Genomic DNA, 19,647 nt, shown 5'->3' with positions numbered 1-19,647 from the left:
AACGATCTTGATCATTGCCGACAGGCCTGAGCTGCTCGTCGTGGGTTACGCCATCCGCACCACCAACGAGGCCGAGGCCGACCCGGAGCGGGCCCAGCTTCCGGGGTTGTGGCAGCGTGCCGGTGCGCCGGGCGCCTTCGCCCATGTGCCGGGACGGGTCGACGAGAACATCTACGCCGTGCTGACCGACTACGAGAGCGACCACACCGGGGCATACACCCAGGTTATCGGCATAGCCGTGCATACCGCCGCGCGCTTGCCCGAGGGCATGGTCGCCGTCCGGGTGCCCGGCGTGCCCTGCCTCCACCTGGAGGTACGCGGCCCGCTGCCCCAGACGCTGATCGAGGCCTGGCAGTTCCTCTGGCAGCACCCCGACCGGCGCTCGTTCACCACCGACCTGGAGGTCCACCACCAGGCCGGCGTCGACCTCTACATCGCGGCCCGGCCCACCTACTCCGAGGCCGGATAGCCCCACAGGGGTTCGTCGGCCTCGAAGCCGACCGGCTCGCCCCACTGGTTGCGGTAGCTCACCTCGTGGACCGGACGCCGGGGGGCCACGCCCCACCTGCCCGTCGGGTAGCCGAAGGTGACCGTACAGGCGAGTTCCCAGCCCTTCCCCTCCGGCACGGCGAGGATCTTCATCGCCTCCGCGCCGTGGAACAGGCCCAGCACCGTGGTGAGGGCGGTGCCGACGCCGTGGCCCCGGGCCGCGAGCTGGGCGCTCCAGACCGACGGGAAGATCGAGCCGCCGCTGGGGTCGTTGCGGGTGAAGGCGAACAGCAGCAGCGGATAGTCGGCGAAGTGGTCGGCCAGGTGCTGGGACGACTTCATGACGTTGAGCGTGCGCTGGTCGCCGTCGGCCTCGGCGATCTCGCGCTGGCGCTTGTAGTGGCCGGCGTAGAGACGGGCCAGCGCGTCCTGGTAGAGGGGCGCGAGCCGGTCTTTGACCTGCTGGTCGTCGACCAGCAGGAAGCGCCAGCCCTGCGCGTTGCCCCCGCTGGGGGCGCGGACGGCGGCGTCCATGATCTGCTTCTGGACGTCGAGGGGGATGGGGTCGGTTGTGACCCGGCGCATCGCGCGGGTCGTGTAGAGGGCCTCCAGCAGGTCCATCAGGCCAGTACTCCTTGTGCTCGCAGGCGGGTCGCCGTCTCGTCGGGCAGGCCCCACGCGGTCAGGTCGTCGAGGCGGGTGGCGGGGGCCAGGTCGCCGGTCGCGGCGCCCAGCAGGCGGGGCGCGGGGGCCGCCTGGGCCAGGCCGCCGACCTCGACGAAGGTGCCGCGCGCGACGTTGTGGGGATGGTCGGGCGCCTCGGCCAGGTCCAGGACGGGAAAGACGCACGCGTCGGAGTCGGCGAAGACGGCCTCCCACTCGGCGCGGGTGCGCGTCTTGAACGCCTCGGTGAGCCGCTCCCTGATCGCCGGCCAGTTCCGCTCGTCCTGGTCGGGCATGTCGGGCACGCCGAGACGGGCCACCAGCTCGCCCCAGAACTGGGGTTCCAGGGCGCCGACGGCCATGTATCCGCCGTCCTCGGTCTCGTACGTGTCGTACATCGGCGCCCCGCCGTCGAGCAGGTTCGTGCCCCTCGGTCCCCAGAAGCCCGACTGGGTGAGGGAGTAGAACATGGAGAACAGGACGGCCGCCCCGTCGACCATGGCGGCGTCGACCACCCGGCCCCGGCCGGTGCGCTCGCGTTCGATCAGGGCGAGCAGGATGCCGTACGCCAGCATCAGCCCCCCGCCCGCGAAGTCGCCCAGGATGTTGATCGGCGGCGTGGGCCTCTCCCCGGCCCGGCCGAGCTGGGAGAGCACCCCGGAGATCGCGACGTAGTCGATGTCGTGCCCGGCGCGGGGGGCCAGCGGGCCGTCCTGCCCCCACCCGGTCAGCCGTCCGTAGACCAGGCGCTCGTTGACGGCGTGCAGGTCGGCGGGGCCGATGCCGAGGCGTTCGGCCACGCCGGGGCGGAAGACCTCGATCACCGCGTCGGCGTGCCGGGCCAGGTCGAGGAAGGCCGTCACGCCCTCGGGCGACTTCAGGTCGAGCCCGATCGTGCGTTTCCCCCGGTCCATCACTTCACGCCGGGGCCTGTCGGTCACGGCCGGCACCCGGTCGATCCGCAACACGGAGGCGCCGTGGTCGGCCAGCATCATCCCGGCGAACGGGCCCGGGGCGAGCCCGGCCAGTTCCAGCACCCTGATCCCGGCCAGCGGGCCGCCCGTTTCCATGGTCACGAGGCTCAGTAGAACAACATTCGGCAACGACTCGCAACCCGGTCGTGGCGTGTCGGGCGCGGCATGGCAGGCTGAGCGCATGACCGACTTAGGGCGTCCCTGGCGGTTGCTGGCGCTGCCGCCGCTGCCCGCCGACGCGGTTCGCGGGCTCCTGTCCGGTCTGGGGGACCGGATCGACGTCGTCACCCCCGAGACCAGAGACCGGGCCGCCGTGCTCGACCTGCTGCCCGAGGCCGAGATCGTCGTCGGCGACTGGAGTTCCCAGCTCGTGCTCGACGCCGAGGCGGTGGCGCGCGCGCCGAGGCTGGCGTTCGTCCAGCAGCCCGCCGTCGGGGTCGACGGGCACGACCTCGCCGCGCTCGCCGACGCCGGGGTGCCGCTGGCCAACACGGCCGGGGTGAACGCCATCGCGGTCGCCGAATGGTGCGTCGCGGCGGCGTTCGCGCTGGTCCGGCGGCTCGTCCAGGGCGACGCCGCGGTGCGTGCGGGCGACTGGCCGCAGCTCACCCTCCAGCCGAGGGAGCTCTCGTCGTGCAAGGTCGGCCTGGTCGGGTTCGGGCCGATAGGCGCGGCCTGCGCCCGGATGTTCGGGGCGATGGGCTGCGAGGTGGCCTACTGGTCGCGATCTCCCAAGAAGGAGACCTACGGCGCCGCCCGCCAGGACCTCGACCGGCTCGTCGCCACCAGCGACATCGTGGTGATCGTCGTCGCGCTGGCCGAGGAGACGCGGGGCCTGTTCGACGCCGACCGGCTGGCGATGATGAAGCCCGGTTCGTTCCTGGTCAACGCGGCCCGGGGCGGGATCGTCGACGAGAAGGCGCTGATCGAGGCGGGCAACCTGGCCGGGGTGGCGCTCGACGTGTTCACCACGGAGCCGCTGCCGCTCGACGACCCGCTGCGGTCGGACGACCGGATCCTGCTGTCGCCGCACGCCGCCGGGGTGACCCCGCAGTCGACCACGAGGCTCGTCCAGTGTGTGGTCGGGAACCTCGCGGCGGCCGTCGGAGGGGCGCCCGTCATCAACGTGGTGAACGGGGTGAATCCCGTCGTAAAACGCCGTTGACCAGCTGTGGACAGTTTTCCGGTGCTTAACGTGTCGAGTCTGGTATGCGGGGGTTTAGGGGGATATGGTGCGCTTGGGAAGATCTCTATCACGACTACATATGGGGGTGGCGTCATGCCCGAGCGCATGACCAGTATGACCACCCATAGGAGAGCGGTCGAGCAGATTCGCGACTCCTACGCGGCGATTCCCGACGGCTCGGCCCCACGACTGGCCAAAGCCACCACGAACCTCTTCCGTTTCCGTGAGCCGGCCAACGGCGCCAAGCTCTCGGCGCGTGACCTCGACCAGGTCATCAGCGTCGATCCCGAAACGATGACCGCCGAGGTCCAGGGCATGACGACGTACGAGCACCTCGTCGACGCCACGCTGCCCCACGGCCTGATGCCCTACGTGGTGCCGCAGCTCAAGACGATCACGCTGGGCGGCGCGGTCACCGGCCTCGGCATCGAGTCCACGAGCTTCAAGGACGGCCTGCCCCACGAATCCGTGGAGGAGCTGGAGATCCTCACGGGTGACGGGCGCATCCTCGTCGCGCGTGCGGACAACGAGTACGCGGACCTCTTCAACGCCTTCCCGAACTCCTACGGAACGCTCGGCTACGCCCTGCGCATCAAGATCAAGCTCGCGCCGGTCAAGCCGTACGTGAAACTCACCCACCTGCGCTTCGCCGACGCGGCCAAGTGCATGCTGGCCATGCAGGAGATCTGCGACCGGCGGGAGCGCGAGGGCGAGAAGGTCGACTTCGTCGACGGCACCTACCACTCGCCCGACGAGATGTACATCACCATCGGCACCTTCGCCGACCGGGCGCCGTACGCCTCCGACTACACCGGGATGCGCATCTACTGGCAGTCGATGCGCAGCCGCAGCCGCGACTGGCTGACCGTCCGCGACTACCTCTGGCGCTGGGACACCGACTGGTTCTGGTGCTCCCGCGCGTTCGGCGTCCAGCAGCCGCTGGTACGTTCCCTGATGCCCAAGCGCTGGATGCGGTCCGACGTGTACCGCAAGCTGGTCGGGCTCGACCAGCGGCACGGCATCACCGCCCGAATCGACCGCTGGCGGGGCAACCCCCCGCAGGAGTCGGTGATCCAGGACATCGAGGTGCCGATCGATCGCGGCGCCGAGTTCCTGGACTTCTATGTCAACCACGTCGGGATGACCCCCGTGTGGATGTGCCCCCTCAGGGCGACACGCGACTGGTCGCTCTATCCACTGGAGACCGGTCGCCTCTACGTGAACTTCGGATTCTGGGGCATGGTGGCCCTGCCCCGGGGCCAGCAGGACGGCTACTACAACCGCGCGATCGAGCAGGCCGTCCACCAGCTCGAAGGACACAAATCCCTCTACTCGTCGTCCTACTACGAACGCGAGGAGTTCTGGGAGTTCTACAACGGGGAGGCCTACTGGCCGGTCAAGCGGGCGTACGACCCCGGAGGTCGGCTGCTTGACCTGTATGAGAAGTGCGTACGGGGAAGGTGATGCACGCATGACACTCGCCGAGATCTTCGAGAAGGTCGTCGGCACGGGAGCCGGCATCGAGTTCCACGCCTACGACGGGAGCAAAGCGGGCCCGTCGATGGCCGACATCAGAATCGAGGTGAAGTCGCCGGTCGCGGTGGCCTACCTCGCGCAGGCCCCCGGCGAAATGGGACTGGCCAGGGCATACGTGTCCGGGCACCTCGACGTGCACGGCGACATGTATACGCTGCTCGACCGGATGTGGTCGCTCACGATCAACGATCTGCCGCTTTCGGAGAAGGTCGCCGCCATCCGGGCCCTCGGGCCCAAGCCGCTGCTCATGCGGGTGCCGCTGCCCCCGCAGGAGGTGCGGAAGTCGGCGATGGCCAAACTCGGCAGCCGGCACGCCAAACAGCGCGACGCCGAGGCCATCCACCATCACTACGACGTGTCCAACAGGTTCTACGAGTGGGTGCTCGGGCCCTCGATGGCGTACACCTGCGCGGTCTACCCGCGGCAGGACAGCACGCTGGAGGAGGCCCAGTTCGCCAAGTTCGACCTGGTCGCCAAGAAGCTCGACCTGAAGCCCGGCATGCGGCTGCTCGACGTGGGCTGCGGCTGGGGCAGCATGGTCCGCCACGCGGCCAAGGAGTACGGAGTGAAGGCGCTCGGCGTGACGCTGTCCAAGCAGCAGGCCGAGTGGGCGCAGAAGGCCATCGCGGAGGAAGGCCTCGGAGACCTCGCTGAGGTGCGATTCTCCGACTACCGCGACGTACCGGAAGGCGACTTCGATGTGGTCAGCTCCATCGGTCTCACGGAGCACATCGGCGCCAACCAGCTGAAGAGCTACTTCTCATTCCTGTACGGCAAACTCAAGCCGGGCGGCAGGCTGCTCAACCACTGCATCACCCGCCCGTCCGGAAAAGAACGCTCCATCAACCGCACCGGCTTCATCAACCGCTACGTCTTCCCCGACGGGGAACTCGAATCGGTCGGCACGCTGGTCCGCGAGATGGAGGACCTCGGCTACGAGATCCGCCACGAGGAGAACCTGCGCGAGCACTACGCGCTGACCCTCCGCGACTGGTGCCGGAACCTCGACGACCACTGGGACGAGGCCGTGGCCGAAGTCGGCCAGGGCACCGCCCGCGTGTGGCGCCTCTACATGGCGGGCTGCATCGTCGGCTTCGAGCGCAACAAGGTCCAGCTCCACCAGGTGCTCGGCGTCAAGCTCGACGACGACCGCAGGTCCCACGTGCCGCTCCGGCCGGCGCTGGACTGGCCCTGACCGTACGAAGAGAAGACCCCCGGGCCGCGACGCCCGGGGGTCTTCTTCCTTCCTAGGAGTTCAGGTTCACCTTGATGACGCGGTCGGAGCCGTCGGGCTGGCCGCCGTTGTCGTCGGCGTTGCTGGTCGTGATCCAGATCGCCTGCTCGTCGGGCACCCGCTCGACCGCGCGCAGGCGGCCGTAGGCGTCGGCGTAGTAGGAGACCGGGTCGCCCGCCTCGGCGCCGGTGAGCGGGATCGCGTAGAGCCGCTTGCCGCGCAGCGCCGCCATGTAGACGACGTCGTCGACGATCGCGATGCCGCTCGGCGACGCCTCGGCCGTCGACCAGGTCTTCTTCGGGTTGGTCATGCCGGGCTCGGCGCACTCGCCCTCACACGCGGGCCAGCCGTAGTTCTTGCCCGGCTCGATCAGGTTGAGCTCGTCGGTCGAGCTCGCGCCCAGTTCCGCCGACCACAGGCGGCCCTCGGAGTCCCAGGCGAGACCCTGCGCGTTGCGGTGGCCGAGCGAGTAGACGCGGGACCCGTCCGGGTTGCCCTCGGCCGCCTCGCCGGTCTTCGTGATGCGCAGGATCTTGCCGTTCAGCGAGTTCGGGTCCTGCGCCAGGCTGGTCTCCTGCGCGTCGCCGGTGGAGACGTAGAGGAACCCGTCGGGGCCGAACTTCAACCGGCCGCCGTTGTGGTAGGTGCTCTTCCTGATCCCGGTCAGGATCGGCGTGTACGCCGACAGCGACGTGCCGTCGTACTCCATCTTCGCGACGCGGTTGCCGTCGGACGAGGAGTGCATGAAGAACACGTCCTTGTCGCTATCGCCGTTCCACCCCGGCGAGAAGGCCACGCCCATCAGGCCGCCCTCACCGCCGGTCCCCACCGACTCGGGCACCGTCCCGGCCTCGGTCCGGGCGCCGTCCCTGGTCACGCGGAAGACCTTGAAGCTGTCCCGCTCGGTGACCAGCGCGAAGTCACCCGCGGGCGACCAGGCGACGTCCCAGGGGACGGTCCACTGCTGCGAGACCACCTCGGGCGTCCCGGGCGCGCCCTCGCCGCCACCGGGAGCGGTGGGCGTCGGGGTCGGGGTCGGGGTCGGGGTCGGTTCGACGCTCGGGGTGGGATCCACCGGCGGGGTTTCGACCGGAGGTGTGGGTTCGGGCGTCGGGTTCACCGGCGGGGTCTCCACCGGGGGCGTGGGCTCGGGCGTCGGAGTCGCCGGGGGCGTCTCGACCGGGGGAGTGGTGCAGGTCGGCGTCGGCGTCGGTGTGACGGTCGGCGTCTCGGAGACGGTCGGGATGCCGGTGGGGGTCTCGGAGGGAGTGGGCGGCGGGCTCGGCTCCGGAGTCGTGAACGTCGTCGTCTCGGTCGCCGGGATCTGTGCGGGAACCGTCGGGCACGGGGGCGGCGGAGCGCAGGTCGGCGTCGGCGTGACCGTCAGGGACGGCGCCGGTTCCGACGGCCCGCTCGACGGGGTCGGTGTCGGGATCTCGGTCGTCGGCGTGGGGACCGGCGTCTCAGGGAGACCCGACGGGGTCGGCTCGGGGGTCGGCGCCGGGGTCGTGTCCTCCGGGAGGCCCGGCGGGGTCGCCGCAGGCGTCGGCGTCGTGTACTCGGGGAACCCGGGCGCCGTGTCGGTGGGCCGGACGACCTCCAGGTCACACGGCGGCGGCGGTGAGCAGGTCACGGTCGGCGTCGGCTCCGGGACGGGCGGAACACTCTCGCTCGGCGTCGGCAGCGGGCCCGTGGTCGCCTCGGTCTGCGTGCGCGCGGCCACATCCGGCATCGCGGCGGGGGTCTCAGAGGGCGTCACGGACGGCGTCCCAGAGGGGATCGCGGTCGGCGTCTCCGACGGCGGGACCGAGGGTGTGGGCTCGGGGCTCCACGTCGGGCAGGGTTCCGGGACGACGCAGCCGTCGCCGGGCGGGGTCGGCTCCGGCGCGGGCGGCGGTGTCTCCCCGCCCGGCGGCATCGGGCCGACGCACGGCGTCGGCGTGGGCTCGGGTTCCGGCGTGGGTTCCGGCGTGGGCTCGGCGGTGGGCGCCGGGGTGACCGGGAACAGGGTGATGTTGTCGAGGTGGGGGTTGCCCCGCCTCGTGGTGGCGACGATCCGGATCGACGACTCGCCCTCGGGCAGGTCGACCGCCAGGGCGAGGGTGCGCCACCAGCGGGACGGCCGGAACCGCACGTCCTCGGCGACGACCTCGTCGTTCACGAGGAGGTGGGCCTTGAGGGGCCGGCTGGTCAGATAGCGGATGTGGACGTGGTTGTTGCCCGCTGCCGGCGGGGTGACCGTCCACTCGACGAAGTTGCCGCGGCGGTCGGCGCCGTTGACGTAACCACGCCCGGTGTATCCCCGGAGGCGTTTCTGGACCACGCCCCGGGATATGGCGGCCGTCTCGGCTTCGTACCGGATTCCCTTCACATAAGGTGTCGTGCGTTTGGCTGGGGTGCTTGTGCTGGCCGTGGACACGGGCACCATCACCGATCCGGTGATGAGTGCGCCGGTCACGAGCAGCAGTAACGAACCGGTGAGCGCGCGCATGGAGTTGTCTCTCCCCGACATCGACTACGGCGGCACGCGCGCCTCCCTACCCGCTTCGCCAGAGCGGAATCATCTAATTTCGGGCACTGAACGGCCGCGCCGGAACGGAACCGGCGCGGCCCCGGCTGCGTCTCAGCGCAGTTCGCGCTTCAGGATCTTGCCCGTCGCGGTCATCGGGAGCGTGTCGCGGAACTCGACGATGCGCGGGTACTTGTACTGCGCCATCATCTCCTTCCCCCACTCCACCAGCGCCTCCTCGGTGACGGTCGCATCGGGCTTGACGATGACGTAGGCCTTGATCTCCTCGCCGTGCGACTCGTGGGCGACGCCGACGACGGCGGCCAGCGAGACGGCCTCGTGGGTCATCAGCACCTCCTCGATCTCCCGCGGATAGACGTTGAAGCCACCGCGGATGATCATGTCCTTGGCGCGGTCGACGATGAAGTAGTAGCCGTCTTCGTCGCGGGTGGCGATGTCGCCGGTGCGGAACCAGCCGTCGTTCATCACCTCGGCGGTCGCCTCGGGCCGGTTGTAGTAGCCCTTCATGACGTTGTGGCCGCGGATGGCGATCTCGCCGATCTCCTCGGCGGTGTTCCAGGCGGCGTCGATGAGCTTCATCTCGACGCCCCAGATCGGGGTGCCGATCGAGCCGGCCTTCGCCACCCTGCCCGGCTGGTTGAACGAGGCGACGGGCGAGGTCTCCGAGAGCCCGTACCCCTCCAGGATCGGCACCGCGAAGGTGGTCTCGAAGTCCTTCAGCACCTCGACCGGCAGCGCCGCGCCGCCCGAGCAGGCGGTCTTCAGCGTGGTGGGCACCTGCCCGCCGCCGGCGTGGACGGTCGTCAGCAGCGCCCAGTACATGGTGGGCACCCCCGCGAACAGGGTGACGCCCTCGGCGTTCATCAGCCGCAGCGCCTCGACCGGCTCGAACCGGGGCAGCAGCACCAGCGTGGCCCGCCGCCGGAAGCCGCCGTTCATGACGACGGTCTGGCCGAACGAGTGGAACAGCGGCAGCGTCGCCAGATAGACGTCGTCGCCCGCCGACGGGAACATCGTGTCGGCCACCATGGCGTTGAGCAGCATGTTCTGGTGGCTGAGCTCGGCGCCCTTGGGCTGCCCGGTGGTGCCGCTCGTGTAGAGGATGACCGCGGTGTCGGACGGGTCGGTCTGCACGGGCTCGAACTCGCCGCTCATCCCGCCGAGGGCGGCCCAGATGGTCTCGCCGAACTCCGACTCGGTGGCCAGCGGCGTCGCGGGCAGCACGATGAACACCTCGGCGCCCGACGCCTCGAACCCGGCCTTACCGCGCTCGCCGAGGGGCAGCTCGGGGGTGCCCTCGAAGCAGAAGAACGCCTTGGCCTCGGAGTCGTCGAGGTGGTAGGCGATCTCGCGCCCCTGCAGCAGCACGTTCAGCGGTACGACCGTCGCCCCCGCCTTCAGGATGCCGAAGTAGACGAACGGGAAGTAGGGCGAGTTCGGGCACGCCAGGGCGACCTTGTCACCCCGCCCGACGCCCCGTGACACCAGCAGGTTGGCCACCTGGTTGGCCACGGTGTTCACGAACGAGTAGGACAACCGCAGATCACCGAAGACGACGGCGGTGCGGTCGGGCGCCTCCCGGGCGCTGTCCTCCAGCACGATCGACAGGTTGAGCATGGCCTGCATCCTCCAGGGGGTCGACATACCTACCGGTACGTAGGTCACCTTAAAACCTGGACGGGCCGGAATGGGAGGAGTAAGTACGAGGGATGGAGTTCGACTATGTCATCGTCGGAGCGGGTTCGGCCGGCTGCGTGCTGGCCGCCCGGTTGTCGGAGCACGCGTCGGCGACCGTGGCCCTCATCGAGGCCGGCGGCAGCGACCGCAAGCTGGAGGTCCGCATGCCGGCGGGCTTCAGCAAACTGTTCGGCACCAGCTACGACTGGAACTTCACCACCACCCCGCAACCGGGCCTGTCGGGCCGGGAGATCTACTGGCCGAGAGGCCGCATGCTCGGCGGCAGCTCGTCGATGAACGCCATGATGTGGCTCCGCGGCCACCCCCTCGACTACGACCAGTGGGACCTCCCGGGCTGGTCGTACGCCGAGGTCGAGCCCTACTTCCGCCGCGCCGAACACCGCGTCGGCTCCAACGCCGGCGGCGTCTACGGCACCAGCGGCCCGGTCCACGTCTCGGAGCTGCGCTCGCCCAACGAGGCGACCGGCGCGTTCCTGCGGGCGTGCGCCGAACTCGGCATGACGCGGCTCGACGAGCTCAACGGCCCGTCGAACGAGGGTTACGGCCCGACCCCCGTCACCCAGGACCGGGGCCACCGCTGGAGCTGCGCCGACGCCTATCTGCGCCCGGCCATGTCGCGCCCCAACCTGACCGTGCTGACCGCCGCGCAGGTCCACCGCGTCGTGGTCGACGACGGCCGCGCGGTCGCGGTCGAATACGGCGACGGGGCGCGTGTCGTCGCCAGGAAGGAGGTCATCCTGTCGGCCGGCGCGATCGGCTCGCCGCACCTGCTGATGTTGTCGGGCATCGGCGACCCCGACGTGCTGGCGTCGAACGGCGTCCCGGTGGTGCGCGCCTCGCCCAGCGTCGGCGCGAACCTGATGGACCACCTGGCCACCGGCGCCTACTTCCGCTGCCCGAAGCCCATCACGATGAGCGGCGCGGAGAGCGTGCCGAACCTGCTCAGCTACCTGGTCGGCCGCAAGGGCATGCTGACCTCGAACGTCGCCGAGGCGGTCGCCTTCATCCGGACCTCCGACGCCGAACCGGCCCCCGACGTCGAGCTCATCTTCGCCCCCGCCGTGTTCGTCGACCACGGCCGCACCCCGCCCGCCGGGCACGGCCTGACCGTCGCGGCGGTGTTGCTCCAGCCCGAGTCGCGGGGCCGGGTGACGCTCGACGGCCGCGACCCCGTCATCGACCCCGGCTACCTGACCGAACCCGCCGACCTGCGCAGACTCGTCGACGGGCTCAAGGCCTGCCTGCGCGTCGGCGGGGCCGGGGCGTTGCGGCCCTACGTCGACGGCGCGATCGAGCCGTACACCGATCCGAAGACCGACGACGAGATGGCGAAGTGGGTGCGCGACCGGTCCGAGACGCTCTACCACCCGGTCGGCACCTGCCGCATGGGCGCCGACGAGGAGTCGGTCGTCGACCCCGAGTTGCGGGTGCGCGGCGTCGAGGGGCTGCGGGTGGTCGACGCGTCGGTCATGCCGACGCTGAACCGGGGGCACACCCACGCGCCCGTTGTGATGATCGCCGAGCGCGCGGCAGAGTTGGTATGGCAGCATTAATACCGAATGTCGTTCTGGTTTCCCTCCCCCGGAGGCTCCACTCATGACGATGCCGCCGATCACCTCGGCCGCCGATGTCGACCTGTCGGACTGGGAGTTCTGGAAGCGGCCGATGGCCGACCGGGAACACTCCTTCCAGTTGCTCCGCGACCTCGACAAGCCCGCCTTCTACGCGGAACCCACGGTCTCCTTCGCCGCCCAGGGCCTCGGCTACCACGCCCTGGTGAAGCACGCGGACATCCTGGAGGCCAGCCGGACGCCCGAGGTCTTCTGCTCCGGTGACGGCGGGGCGACCAACATCGTCGACATGCCGCCGGAGTTCGTCGAGTACTTCGGCTCGATGATCAGCATGGACGACCCCCGGCACGCCCGCCTGCGCCGGATCGTGTCCCGGGCGTTCACCCCGAAGATGATCAAGCAGTTCGAGGACGACGTCTCGGTCGCCGCCACCGGGATCGTCGACGACCTGCTGGAGAAGGGCCCCGGGTGCGACTTCGTCGAGGAGGTCGCGGCCCGCCTGCCTCTGAAGATCATCTGCGACATGATGGGCATCCCGGAGAAGGACTACCGGTTCGTCTTCGACCGCTCGAACATGATCCTCGGCGCGCAGGACCCCGAATACGTCAGCGACCCCGAGGCCATCGCCACCGCGCTGCTCACCGCCGGCCTGGAGTTGCAGCAGCTCGTCCAGGACCTGGCCGCCCACCGCGAGAAGAACCCCACCAACGACCTCATCTCGTCGCTGGTCAACGCCAACATCGACGGCGAACGCCTCACGCTGCAGGAGCTCGGCTCGTTCTTCATCCTGCTCGTGGTGGCCGGCAACGAGACCACGAGGAACGCCATCTCGTACGGCCTGCGCCTGCTCACCGTCAACCCCGACCAGAAGGCGCGCTGGCTCACCGACGTCGACGGCCTCGCGCCCGGCGCGGTCGAGGAGATCGTGCGGCTGGCCAGCCCGGTCAACTACATGCGCCGCAAGGTCACCCGCGACCACGTGATGAACGGCAACGAGTACAAGAAGGGCGAGAAGGTCGTCCTCTACTACTGGTCGGCCAACCGCGACGCCGCGGTCTTCGACGACCCGCTGCGGTTCGACATCGGCCGCAACCCCAACCCCCACGTCGGGTTCGGCGGCCCCGGGCCCCACTTCTGCCTCGGGGCCCACCTGGCCCGGCGCGAGATCACCGTCATGTTCCGGGAACTGCTCACCCGGGTGCCCGCCATCGAAGGCGGCTCACCCGAGCGGCTGTTCTCCAGCTTCATCAACGGGACGAAGCACATGACCTGCGAGTTCTAGGACTTCTTGATCGACTTGAGAATCGTGTTGACGTCGGGCAGCAGGTCGTCGCGCAGGTCCGGCACCATCATGTAGACGATCGACGGGACCTCGGCGCCGGTGTTGACCGCGGCCACCACGACCAGGGTCCCGCCGCCGTCGTCGGTCACCTTGTAGGCGGCGGCCTGGCCCAGGCCGCCGGGCAGCTTCTGCGAGCCGACCCTGGCGACCTTGTTGGGCCTCGGGAAGATCGTCTGCCGGGCCTTGAACACCACGCCGTTCAGCACCGGCCGCATGTCGGTCGGCGACTTGTACTGCGAGGCGAGGTCGGCGGGGAGCCGGCCCGTCATGACCGTCGCGAACCACGGCTTGCCCTTGGAAGTGAGCCCGGCGCTGACGTACTGGCGGGTCGAGTAGCCGTAGGTCGACATGACCGTCTGGGTGTCGGCGTCGGTCTTCCACTGGCCGCCGAGCTGCGAGATCGAGATCCCGGCGGTCTCGTCGGTGAGGGTCCCCTTGACGGCCGACTTCTCGCCGTCGTACTCGGGGATGCCGCCCGACGCCGCGGGCGCCGCCGGCTTGGTGGCCGACGGCTTGGCCGAGGGGGCGGGCTGGGCGGTCGTCTCGGCGGCCGAACTGAGCGGCCCGGCCAGGAACGCCCACAGCAGCGCCACGATCAGCGCGACCAGCACCGAGCCGACGAGCGCGAACAGCCAGACCGGCTTGCCCTTCTCGTCGTCGTCATCGTCGGTCGTGTGCTGGCCGTCGCCCCACACGGTCTCCCACAACTCCTGCTGCCGGGCGGCCGGGGGCGTCTTCGGGCCGCTGATCTGGCCCGCGGTGACGAACGGCTTGTAGGGGTCGTCGCCGGGGAGCTGCTGCACCAGGTGCTCGCCCGTGGTCGGGCCGCCGTAGCCGTGCGGCTGCTGCGGCGCGTTCATCGGCGGAGCCGGTTGCTGCGGGGCCTGCGGTGCGGCCTGCGGTGCCGCCGGCGGCGGCGCGGGCTGGCCGGGCGGGCCCATCGTGACCGTGCGGTCGGTGGCGGGCGCGGCGGCCTGGACGGGCGGGAACGGCTGCTGGTCCATCGGCGGCTGGGGCACACGCGGGTCGAACGGGCCGCGCGGGGTGCCGAACGTGGTGGCCGGCTCCTGGTAGGAGAACGACTGCTGCGGGGCCGGCTCGACCGGCCGGGGCGGGAACGACGGGTTCCGCTCCTCGGCGCGGGGGAACACGTTGGGCGCCGAGGCCCAGGGTCCCTCCTCGGGCGGCAGTTCGGGGAAGCCGGGGCCCGTGTTGGTCCGGGCGGGCTGCCGCGCGGCCTGCGGCTCCGGGAAACCCGGCGGGTTCATCGGAGGCGGGAACACCGGTCCGCTGCCGGCCCTGACGGGCGGGAACTCCGGGCCGGGGGACGCGGGGCGGGCCGGGGCGGACGCCGCGCCGAAGGCCGGATAGTCGTCGGCCGGCCCGAACGGGCTCATCGGAGGCGGCGGCGGTGGCGGCACCGGGAACGGCGGATGCTCCTGGAACGGGGCCTGGGGGATCGGCGGGCTCTGCGGGCCGGTCTGGTTCTCGGGCCGGTTCTCAGGCCGGTTCTCAGGCCGGGCGTCGTGCCACGCGGCGACCGGGCTCGGAGGGAACGAGCCGCCGGGTGAAGGGGCCTGCGGGCCGCCGAAGGGCGCGGGCTCCGGCCGGCCGTGGGGTGCGGCGACCGGATTGGGCGGGTACGAGGCGGCGGGCGGCGGCACCTCGGGCCAGGCTGGCGGGACTTCCGGCCAGGCCGGGCCGCGCCGTGGATCACTGTGCTCCGAGGGCATGGAACCTCCCGAGATCATGCCCGAATTAGACGTGCTTGGCATGATCTCATGCGGGCTGGGGGCCGGGGCGGCGAAACTGGAAAAGCCCCCTCTGAACGTCTCGCCCGTGGGGTCGGTGGGCGGATCCTGCATCGGAAGGTCCGCCTGCGGGAGGTCCGGGCCGCGCCTCGGGTCGACAGGGTTCACGAGATGAGGGTAAACGAAAGGGACAACCGAGGTCACAATGGATCTATCACCATCCGATATCGCCACTTTACTCTCGGTGTAAGATCCGCCGCTGTTCGTCGTCCTTCGGCCGCCCCCATTCCCGCTTGCGTTCTGCGCTACCCTTGCTCTATGCGTGCCGCGAACCTGCTTCTTACCGGGCCGCGTCGAGCGAGCTGACAGCAGCCTCGACGCGGCCGCCCCTCGTGCTTCAGCCGGGGGGTTTTCTTATGGGCAGGTGTCGATAATTCAGGAGATCAAACGTGGACGAGCAGGTATACGACCCCCAGGCGATCCAGGCCAAGTGGCAGCCTCGCTGGGAGGAACTGAAGCCCTTCGCCGTCGTGGAGGACGACGCCGACCCGCGGCCGCGGCGCTACATGCTCGACATGTTCCCCTACCCGTCCGGTGACCTGCACATGGGCCACGCCGAGGTGTTCGCCATCGGCGACGTGGTGGCCCGCTACTGGTTCCTGAAGGGCTACAACGTCCTGCACCCGATCGGGTGGGACTCCTTCGGCCTGCCCGCCGAGAACGCGGCCATCAAGCGCAACGCCCACCCGGCCGAGTGGACCTACGGCAACATCGACACGCAGGCCGCCAGCTTCCAGCGCTACGCGATCTCCTTCGACTGGACCCGCCGCCTGCACACCAGCGACGCCGAGTACTACAAGTGGAACCAGTGGCTGTTCACGCGCTTCTTCGAGCGCGGCCTGGCCTACCGCAAGGGCGGCCTGGTCAACTGGTGCCCCAACGACCAGACGGTGCTGGCCAACGAGCAGGTCGTCGCGGGCAAGTGCGAGCGCTGCGGCGCCGACGTCATCCGCCGCGAGCTGACCCAGTGGTACTTCAAGATCACTGAGTACGCCGACCGCCTGGTCGACGACATGGCCCGCCTGGAGGGCGGCTGGCCCGACCGCGTGCTGACCATGCAGCGCAACTGGATCGGCCGCAGCACCGGCGCCGACGTCGAGTTCGAGATCGAGGGCCGCAAAGACCCGGTCACCGTCTACACGACCCGGCCCGACACGCTCTACGGCGCGACGTTCTTCGTCGTCGCCGCCGACGCCCCGCTGGCCGCCGAGATCGTCACCGAAGAACAGCGCCCGGCCTTGGAGGCCTACCGCGCCGAGGTCGCCAAGCTGTCCGACATCGAGCGCATGTCGACCGAGAAGGAGAAGACCGGCGTCTTCCTGGGCGTCCACGCGATCAACCCGGTCAACGGCGAGCGCATCCCGGTCTGGGCCGCCGACTACGTCCTGGCCGACTACGGCCATGGCGCGATCATGGCCGTCCCGGCCCACGACCAGCGCGACCTCGACTTCGCGCTGAAGTTCGACCTGCCGGTGAAGGTCGTCGTGCACACCGGCATGGCCGACCCCGGCGAGACCGGCAAGGCGACGCCGGGCGAGGGCAAGCTGGTCAACTCCGGCCCGCTCGACGGCCTGAGCAAGGCCGAGGCGATCGAGAAGATCGTCGAGATCCTGGCCGGGCGCGGCACCGGCAAGGCCACGGTCAACTTCCGCCTGCGCGACTGGCTGCTGTCCCGCCAGCGGTTCTGGGGCACCCCGATCCCGATCATCCACTGCGGCGAGTGCGGCGAGGTCCCCGTCCCCGACAAGGACCTGCCGGTCGTGCTGCCCGACCTGCGCGGCGAGGCCCTGGCGCCCAAGGGCGTCTCGCCGCTGGCCTCGGCCACCGACTGGGTCAACGTGCCGTGCCCGTCGTGCGGCGGCCCGGCCAAGCGCGACACCGACACGATGGACACCTTCGTCGACAGTTCGTGGTACTTCCTGCGCTACCTCGACCCGAAGTACGACGACGGCCCCTTCGACGTCGCCAAGGCCGAGAAGTGGGGCCCCATCGACCAGTACGTCGGCGGCGTCGAGCACGCGGTGCTGCACCTGCTGTACAGCCGGTTCTTCACCAAGGTCCTCTACGACATGGGCATGATCACCTGGGACGAGCCGTTCCTGCGGCTGCTGAACCAGGGTCAGGTCATCAACGGCGGCAAGGCCATGTCCAAGACCCTGGGCAACGGCGTCGACCTGGGCGTGCAGATCGACAACTTCGGCGTCGACGCGGTCCGGCTGACCATGGTGTTCGCCGGTCCGCCGGAAGACGACATCGACTGGGCCGACGTCTCGCCGGCCGCGTCGCTGAAGTTCCTGGCCCGCGCGCTGCGCGTGATGACCGACGCGTCCGGCGCCGGCACCGACTTCGCGGCCGGTGACCTGGAGCTGCGCAAGGTCGTCCACCGGACCATCGACGAGGTCACCAAGCTGGTCGAGACCCACCGCTTCAACGTGGCGGTCGCCCGCCTGATGGAGCTGACCTCGGCCGCCCGCAAGGCGATCGACTCGGGCCCCGGCGCCGCCGACCCGGCCGTGCGTGAGGCGGCCGAGGCGCTGGCCGTGATGTTGTCGATCGTGGCCCCGTACACGGCGGAGGAAGGCTGGGAGCGGCTGGGCCACCAGCCGTCGGTCGCCCGCGCCACGTGGCCGGTCGCCGACCCGGCGCTGCTGGTGCAGGACTCGGTGACCGCGGTCGTCCAGGTGGCCGGCAAGGTGCGCGACCGGCTGGAAGTTTCACCGGACATCTCGGACACCGATCTGGAGGCGCTGGCCCTGAGCTCCGAGAAGGTCAAGGCCCACCTCGACGGCGCCCCCCGCAAGGTCATCGTGCGGGCCCCCAAGCTGGTCAACATCGTTCCTTAGGAGCAGCATTGACGCCCGAGCCGATATCTCGAACATCGTCGGGCGTGCGGTCAGGGCATGCCTCGGCGGGGCATGCCTGAACCCGTTCCGGCTCGACGGCCAGGCGTGCCCCCCGCCTTGGAGGCACTCTTGTCCAGATTCACCGCCTGGTTGGCGGGGACCGCGCTGATCACCGCGTTACTCGTGGCGATCGGCGCCCCCGCCAACGCGGCCGGCACGGGGACCGGCTACCTGCGGACCAACGGCAACAAGATCGTCGACAGCACCGGCGCGACGGTCCGCCTGACCGGCATCAACTGGTTCGGCATGGAGACCGACAACAAGACCTTCCACGGCCTGTGGGCCAGCGTGACGTGGAAGTCCCAGCTCGACCACATGGCCCAGCTCGGCTACAACACCCTGCGCATCCCGTTCTCGAACGACGCGCTCAAGCCCGGCGCCGTCGCGACCGGCATCAACGACTTCACCAACCCCGACCTCGTCGGCCTGTCTCCCCTGCAGATCCTCGACAAGGTCATCGAGTACGCCGGCTCGAAGGGCATGCGCGTCATCCTCGACCGCCACCGCCCGACCTCCGCCGGCCAGTCGGCCCTCTGGTACACCCCCACGGTCTCGGAGGCGACCTGGATCGCCGACTGGCGCATGCTCGCCCAGCGGTACGCCGGCAACACCACCGTCATCGGGGCCGACCTGCACAACGAACCCCACGCCGACGGCACCAACCCGAACGCCACCGGCGCCTGCTGGGGCTGCGGCGTCGAGTCGCGCGACTGGCGCCTGGCCGCCGAACGTGCCGGAAACGCCATCCTCGCCGTCCAGCCGAACTGGCTGATCTTCGTCGAGGGCGTCTCGTGCCCCTCGGGCGGCCTCTCCAACGTGTGGGACAACGACCCCTCGAACGACGAGGACTGCGGTTGGTGGGGCGGCAACCTCTCCAAGGCCGGACAGTTCCCGGTTCGGCTCAACGTGGCCAACCGGCTCGTGTACTCGCCGCATGAGTACGCGACGTCCGTCTACAACCAGTCGTGGTTCTCCGACCCGAGCTACCCGGCGAACATGCCGGCCATCTGGGACCGGTACTGGGGCTACCTGTACAAGCAGAACATCGCGCCCATCATGATGGGCGAGTTCGGCACCACGATGACGTCGAACGTCGACCGGATCTGGCTGACGGAACTGATGAAGTACACGGGCACGGGCGTGAACGGGATGTCGTTCACCTACTGGTCGTGGAACCCGAACTCGGGCGACACGGGCGGAATCGTGCTGGACGACTGGGTGACGGTCCAGACGGCCAAGCAGAACATCCTGAACCCCTATCTGATCGCGCCGGTGCCCCCGGGCACGACGCCGTCACCTTCGCCCTCGCCCTCGGGTTCGCCCAGCCCGTCGCCCTCGCCTTCACCCTCACCCTCACCCAGCCCTTCGCCTTCCCCCAGCCCGTCGCCCTCACCTTCGCCGTCTCCGGGCGGCTGTGTGGCGACGTACCGGATCATCAACCAGTACCCGGGCGGGTTCCAGGGCGAGGTGACCGTGCGGCCCTCGTCGGCGGCGATCAGCCGGTGGACGGTGCGGTGGAACTTCGCCAACGGACAGACGATCACCCAGTTGTGGAGTGGCGAGCACACCGTGTCCGGATCGCAGGTCACGGTGAACAACTTGCCCTACAACGGCTCGATCGCGGCCAACGGTTCGACGACGTTCGGCTTCAACGGAACCTGGAACGGCACCAACGCGGTGCCTTCTCCGATCACCTGTAGTTGACCATGA

Annotated in this window: 13 protein-coding genes; 8 read left to right on the top strand and 5 right to left on the bottom strand. The window is 70.0% G+C overall.

The window, feature by feature from the left end:
- The first annotated feature begins 7 nt into the window (after nt 1-7).
- A complete protein-coding gene (locus tag AW273_RS15880; protein ID WP_062349088.1) occupies nt 8-469 on the top strand; it encodes a GyrI-like domain-containing protein in 462 nt (153 codons plus the stop codon).
- Here AW273_RS15880 and AW273_RS15875 read toward each other — a convergent pair.
- Nucleotides 451-1,110: a nitroreductase family protein gene (locus tag AW273_RS15875; RefSeq protein ID WP_062349087.1), complete on the bottom strand. Its 660-nt coding sequence runs from the start codon at nt 1,108-1,110 to the stop codon at nt 451-453. The two genes, AW273_RS15880 and AW273_RS15875, sit on opposite strands and share 19 nt — an antisense overlap.
- Nucleotides 1,110-2,222, bottom strand: coding sequence for a CaiB/BaiF CoA transferase family protein (locus tag AW273_RS15870; RefSeq protein WP_062349179.1), 1,113 nt, complete (start codon nt 2,220-2,222; stop codon nt 1,110-1,112). Before AW273_RS15870 ends, AW273_RS15875 begins: the two co-directional genes overlap by 1 nt.
- A gap of 85 nt (nt 2,223-2,307) precedes the next feature.
- On the opposite strand from AW273_RS15870, the gene AW273_RS15865 reads away from it, so the two are divergent.
- The 3 genes from AW273_RS15865 (at nt 2,308) to AW273_RS15855 (ending at nt 6,043) form a co-directional block, all read left to right on the top strand.
- Nucleotides 2,308-3,291 (top strand): 2-hydroxyacid dehydrogenase, encoded by a 984-nt coding sequence (locus tag AW273_RS15865; protein ID WP_062349086.1) that lies wholly within the window; start codon nt 2,308-2,310, stop codon nt 3,289-3,291.
- Between the two features lie 126 nt (nt 3,292-3,417).
- On the top strand, nt 3,418-4,776 hold the full coding sequence (locus AW273_RS15860; RefSeq protein WP_062349178.1) for an FAD-binding oxidoreductase: 1,359 nt from the start codon (nt 3,418-3,420) through the stop codon (nt 4,774-4,776).
- A gap of 7 nt (nt 4,777-4,783) precedes the next feature.
- Nucleotides 4,784-6,043: a class I SAM-dependent methyltransferase gene (locus tag AW273_RS15855; RefSeq protein WP_062349085.1), complete on the top strand. Its 1,260-nt coding sequence runs from the start codon at nt 4,784-4,786 to the stop codon at nt 6,041-6,043.
- Nucleotides 6,044-6,095: 52 nt separating this feature from the next.
- Here AW273_RS15855 and AW273_RS37225 read toward each other — a convergent pair whose 3' ends face one another.
- Both AW273_RS37225 and AW273_RS15840 read right to left on the bottom strand, forming a co-directional pair.
- Nucleotides 6,096-8,453 (bottom strand): PQQ-dependent sugar dehydrogenase, encoded by a 2,358-nt coding sequence (locus AW273_RS37225; protein WP_198168166.1) that lies wholly within the window; start codon nt 8,451-8,453, stop codon nt 6,096-6,098.
- 252 nt (nt 8,454-8,705) lie between these two features.
- Nucleotides 8,706-10,229, bottom strand: a complete 1,524-nt coding sequence (locus AW273_RS15840; RefSeq protein WP_062349082.1) for a long-chain-fatty-acid--CoA ligase — start codon at nt 10,227-10,229, stop codon at nt 8,706-8,708.
- Nucleotides 10,230-10,321: 92 nt separating this feature from the next.
- On the opposite strand from AW273_RS15840, the gene AW273_RS15835 reads away from it, so the two are divergent.
- A complete protein-coding gene (locus tag AW273_RS15835; RefSeq protein WP_062349081.1) occupies nt 10,322-11,863 on the top strand; it encodes a GMC family oxidoreductase in 1,542 nt (513 codons plus the stop codon).
- Nucleotides 11,864-11,906: 43 nt separating this feature from the next.
- Nucleotides 11,907-13,163 (top strand): cytochrome P450, encoded by a 1,257-nt coding sequence (locus AW273_RS15830; RefSeq protein WP_439648635.1) that lies wholly within the window; start codon nt 11,907-11,909, stop codon nt 13,161-13,163.
- Here the strand turns inward: AW273_RS15830 and AW273_RS15825 are convergent.
- Nucleotides 13,160-14,956, bottom strand: coding sequence for a flagellar basal body-associated FliL family protein (locus AW273_RS15825; protein ID WP_157555836.1), 1,797 nt, complete (start codon nt 14,954-14,956; stop codon nt 13,160-13,162). The two genes, AW273_RS15830 and AW273_RS15825, sit on opposite strands and share 4 nt — an antisense overlap.
- Before the next feature lie 467 nt (nt 14,957-15,423).
- Between AW273_RS15825 and leuS the strand changes: the two genes are divergently transcribed.
- Together leuS and AW273_RS15815 are read left to right on the top strand one after the other, a co-directional pair.
- A complete protein-coding gene (leuS, locus tag AW273_RS15820; RefSeq protein ID WP_062349079.1) occupies nt 15,424-17,877 on the top strand; it encodes a leucine--tRNA ligase in 2,454 nt (817 codons plus the stop codon).
- Nucleotides 17,878-18,006: 129 nt separating this feature from the next.
- On the top strand, nt 18,007-19,641 hold the full coding sequence (locus tag AW273_RS15815; RefSeq protein WP_198168165.1) for a cellulase family glycosylhydrolase: 1,635 nt from the start codon (nt 18,007-18,009) through the stop codon (nt 19,639-19,641).
- Nucleotides 19,642-19,647: the final 6 nt, after the last annotated feature.

Source organism: Herbidospora yilanensis, from assembly GCF_001570565.1.
In the GTDB taxonomy this organism is placed as follows: Bacteria; Actinomycetota; Actinomycetes; order Streptosporangiales; family Streptosporangiaceae; genus Herbidospora; species Herbidospora yilanensis.
The sequence above is the reverse complement of the archived record's forward strand: the minus strand, read 5'-3'. Positions and strand labels throughout refer to the sequence as shown.

Excerpts from the sequence above, each read along its gene's own strand:
- AW273_RS15830 (WP_439648635.1), top strand. The coding sequence starts at position 11,907 with ATGACGATGCCGCCGATCACCTCGGCCGCCGATGTCGACCTGTCGGAC.
- AW273_RS15825 (WP_157555836.1), bottom strand. The coding sequence starts at position 14,956 with ATGCCCTCGGAGCACAGTGATCCACGGCGCGGCCCGGCCTGGCCGGAA.
- AW273_RS15855 (WP_062349085.1), top strand. The coding sequence starts at position 4,784 with ATGACACTCGCCGAGATCTTCGAGAAGGTCGTCGGCACGGGAGCCGGC.
- AW273_RS15875 (WP_062349087.1), bottom strand. The coding sequence starts at position 1,110 with ATGGACCTGCTGGAGGCCCTCTACACGACCCGCGCGATGCGCCGGGTC.
- AW273_RS15840 (WP_062349082.1), bottom strand. The coding sequence starts at position 10,229 with ATGCTCAACCTGTCGATCGTGCTGGAGGACAGCGCCCGGGAGGCGCCC.
- AW273_RS15835 (WP_062349081.1), top strand. The coding sequence starts at position 10,322 with ATGGAGTTCGACTATGTCATCGTCGGAGCGGGTTCGGCCGGCTGCGTG.
- AW273_RS15860 (WP_062349178.1), top strand. The coding sequence starts at position 3,418 with ATGACCAGTATGACCACCCATAGGAGAGCGGTCGAGCAGATTCGCGAC.
- AW273_RS15865 (WP_062349086.1), top strand. The coding sequence starts at position 2,308 with ATGACCGACTTAGGGCGTCCCTGGCGGTTGCTGGCGCTGCCGCCGCTG.
- AW273_RS15870 (WP_062349179.1), bottom strand. The coding sequence starts at position 2,222 with ATGGAAACGGGCGGCCCGCTGGCCGGGATCAGGGTGCTGGAACTGGCC.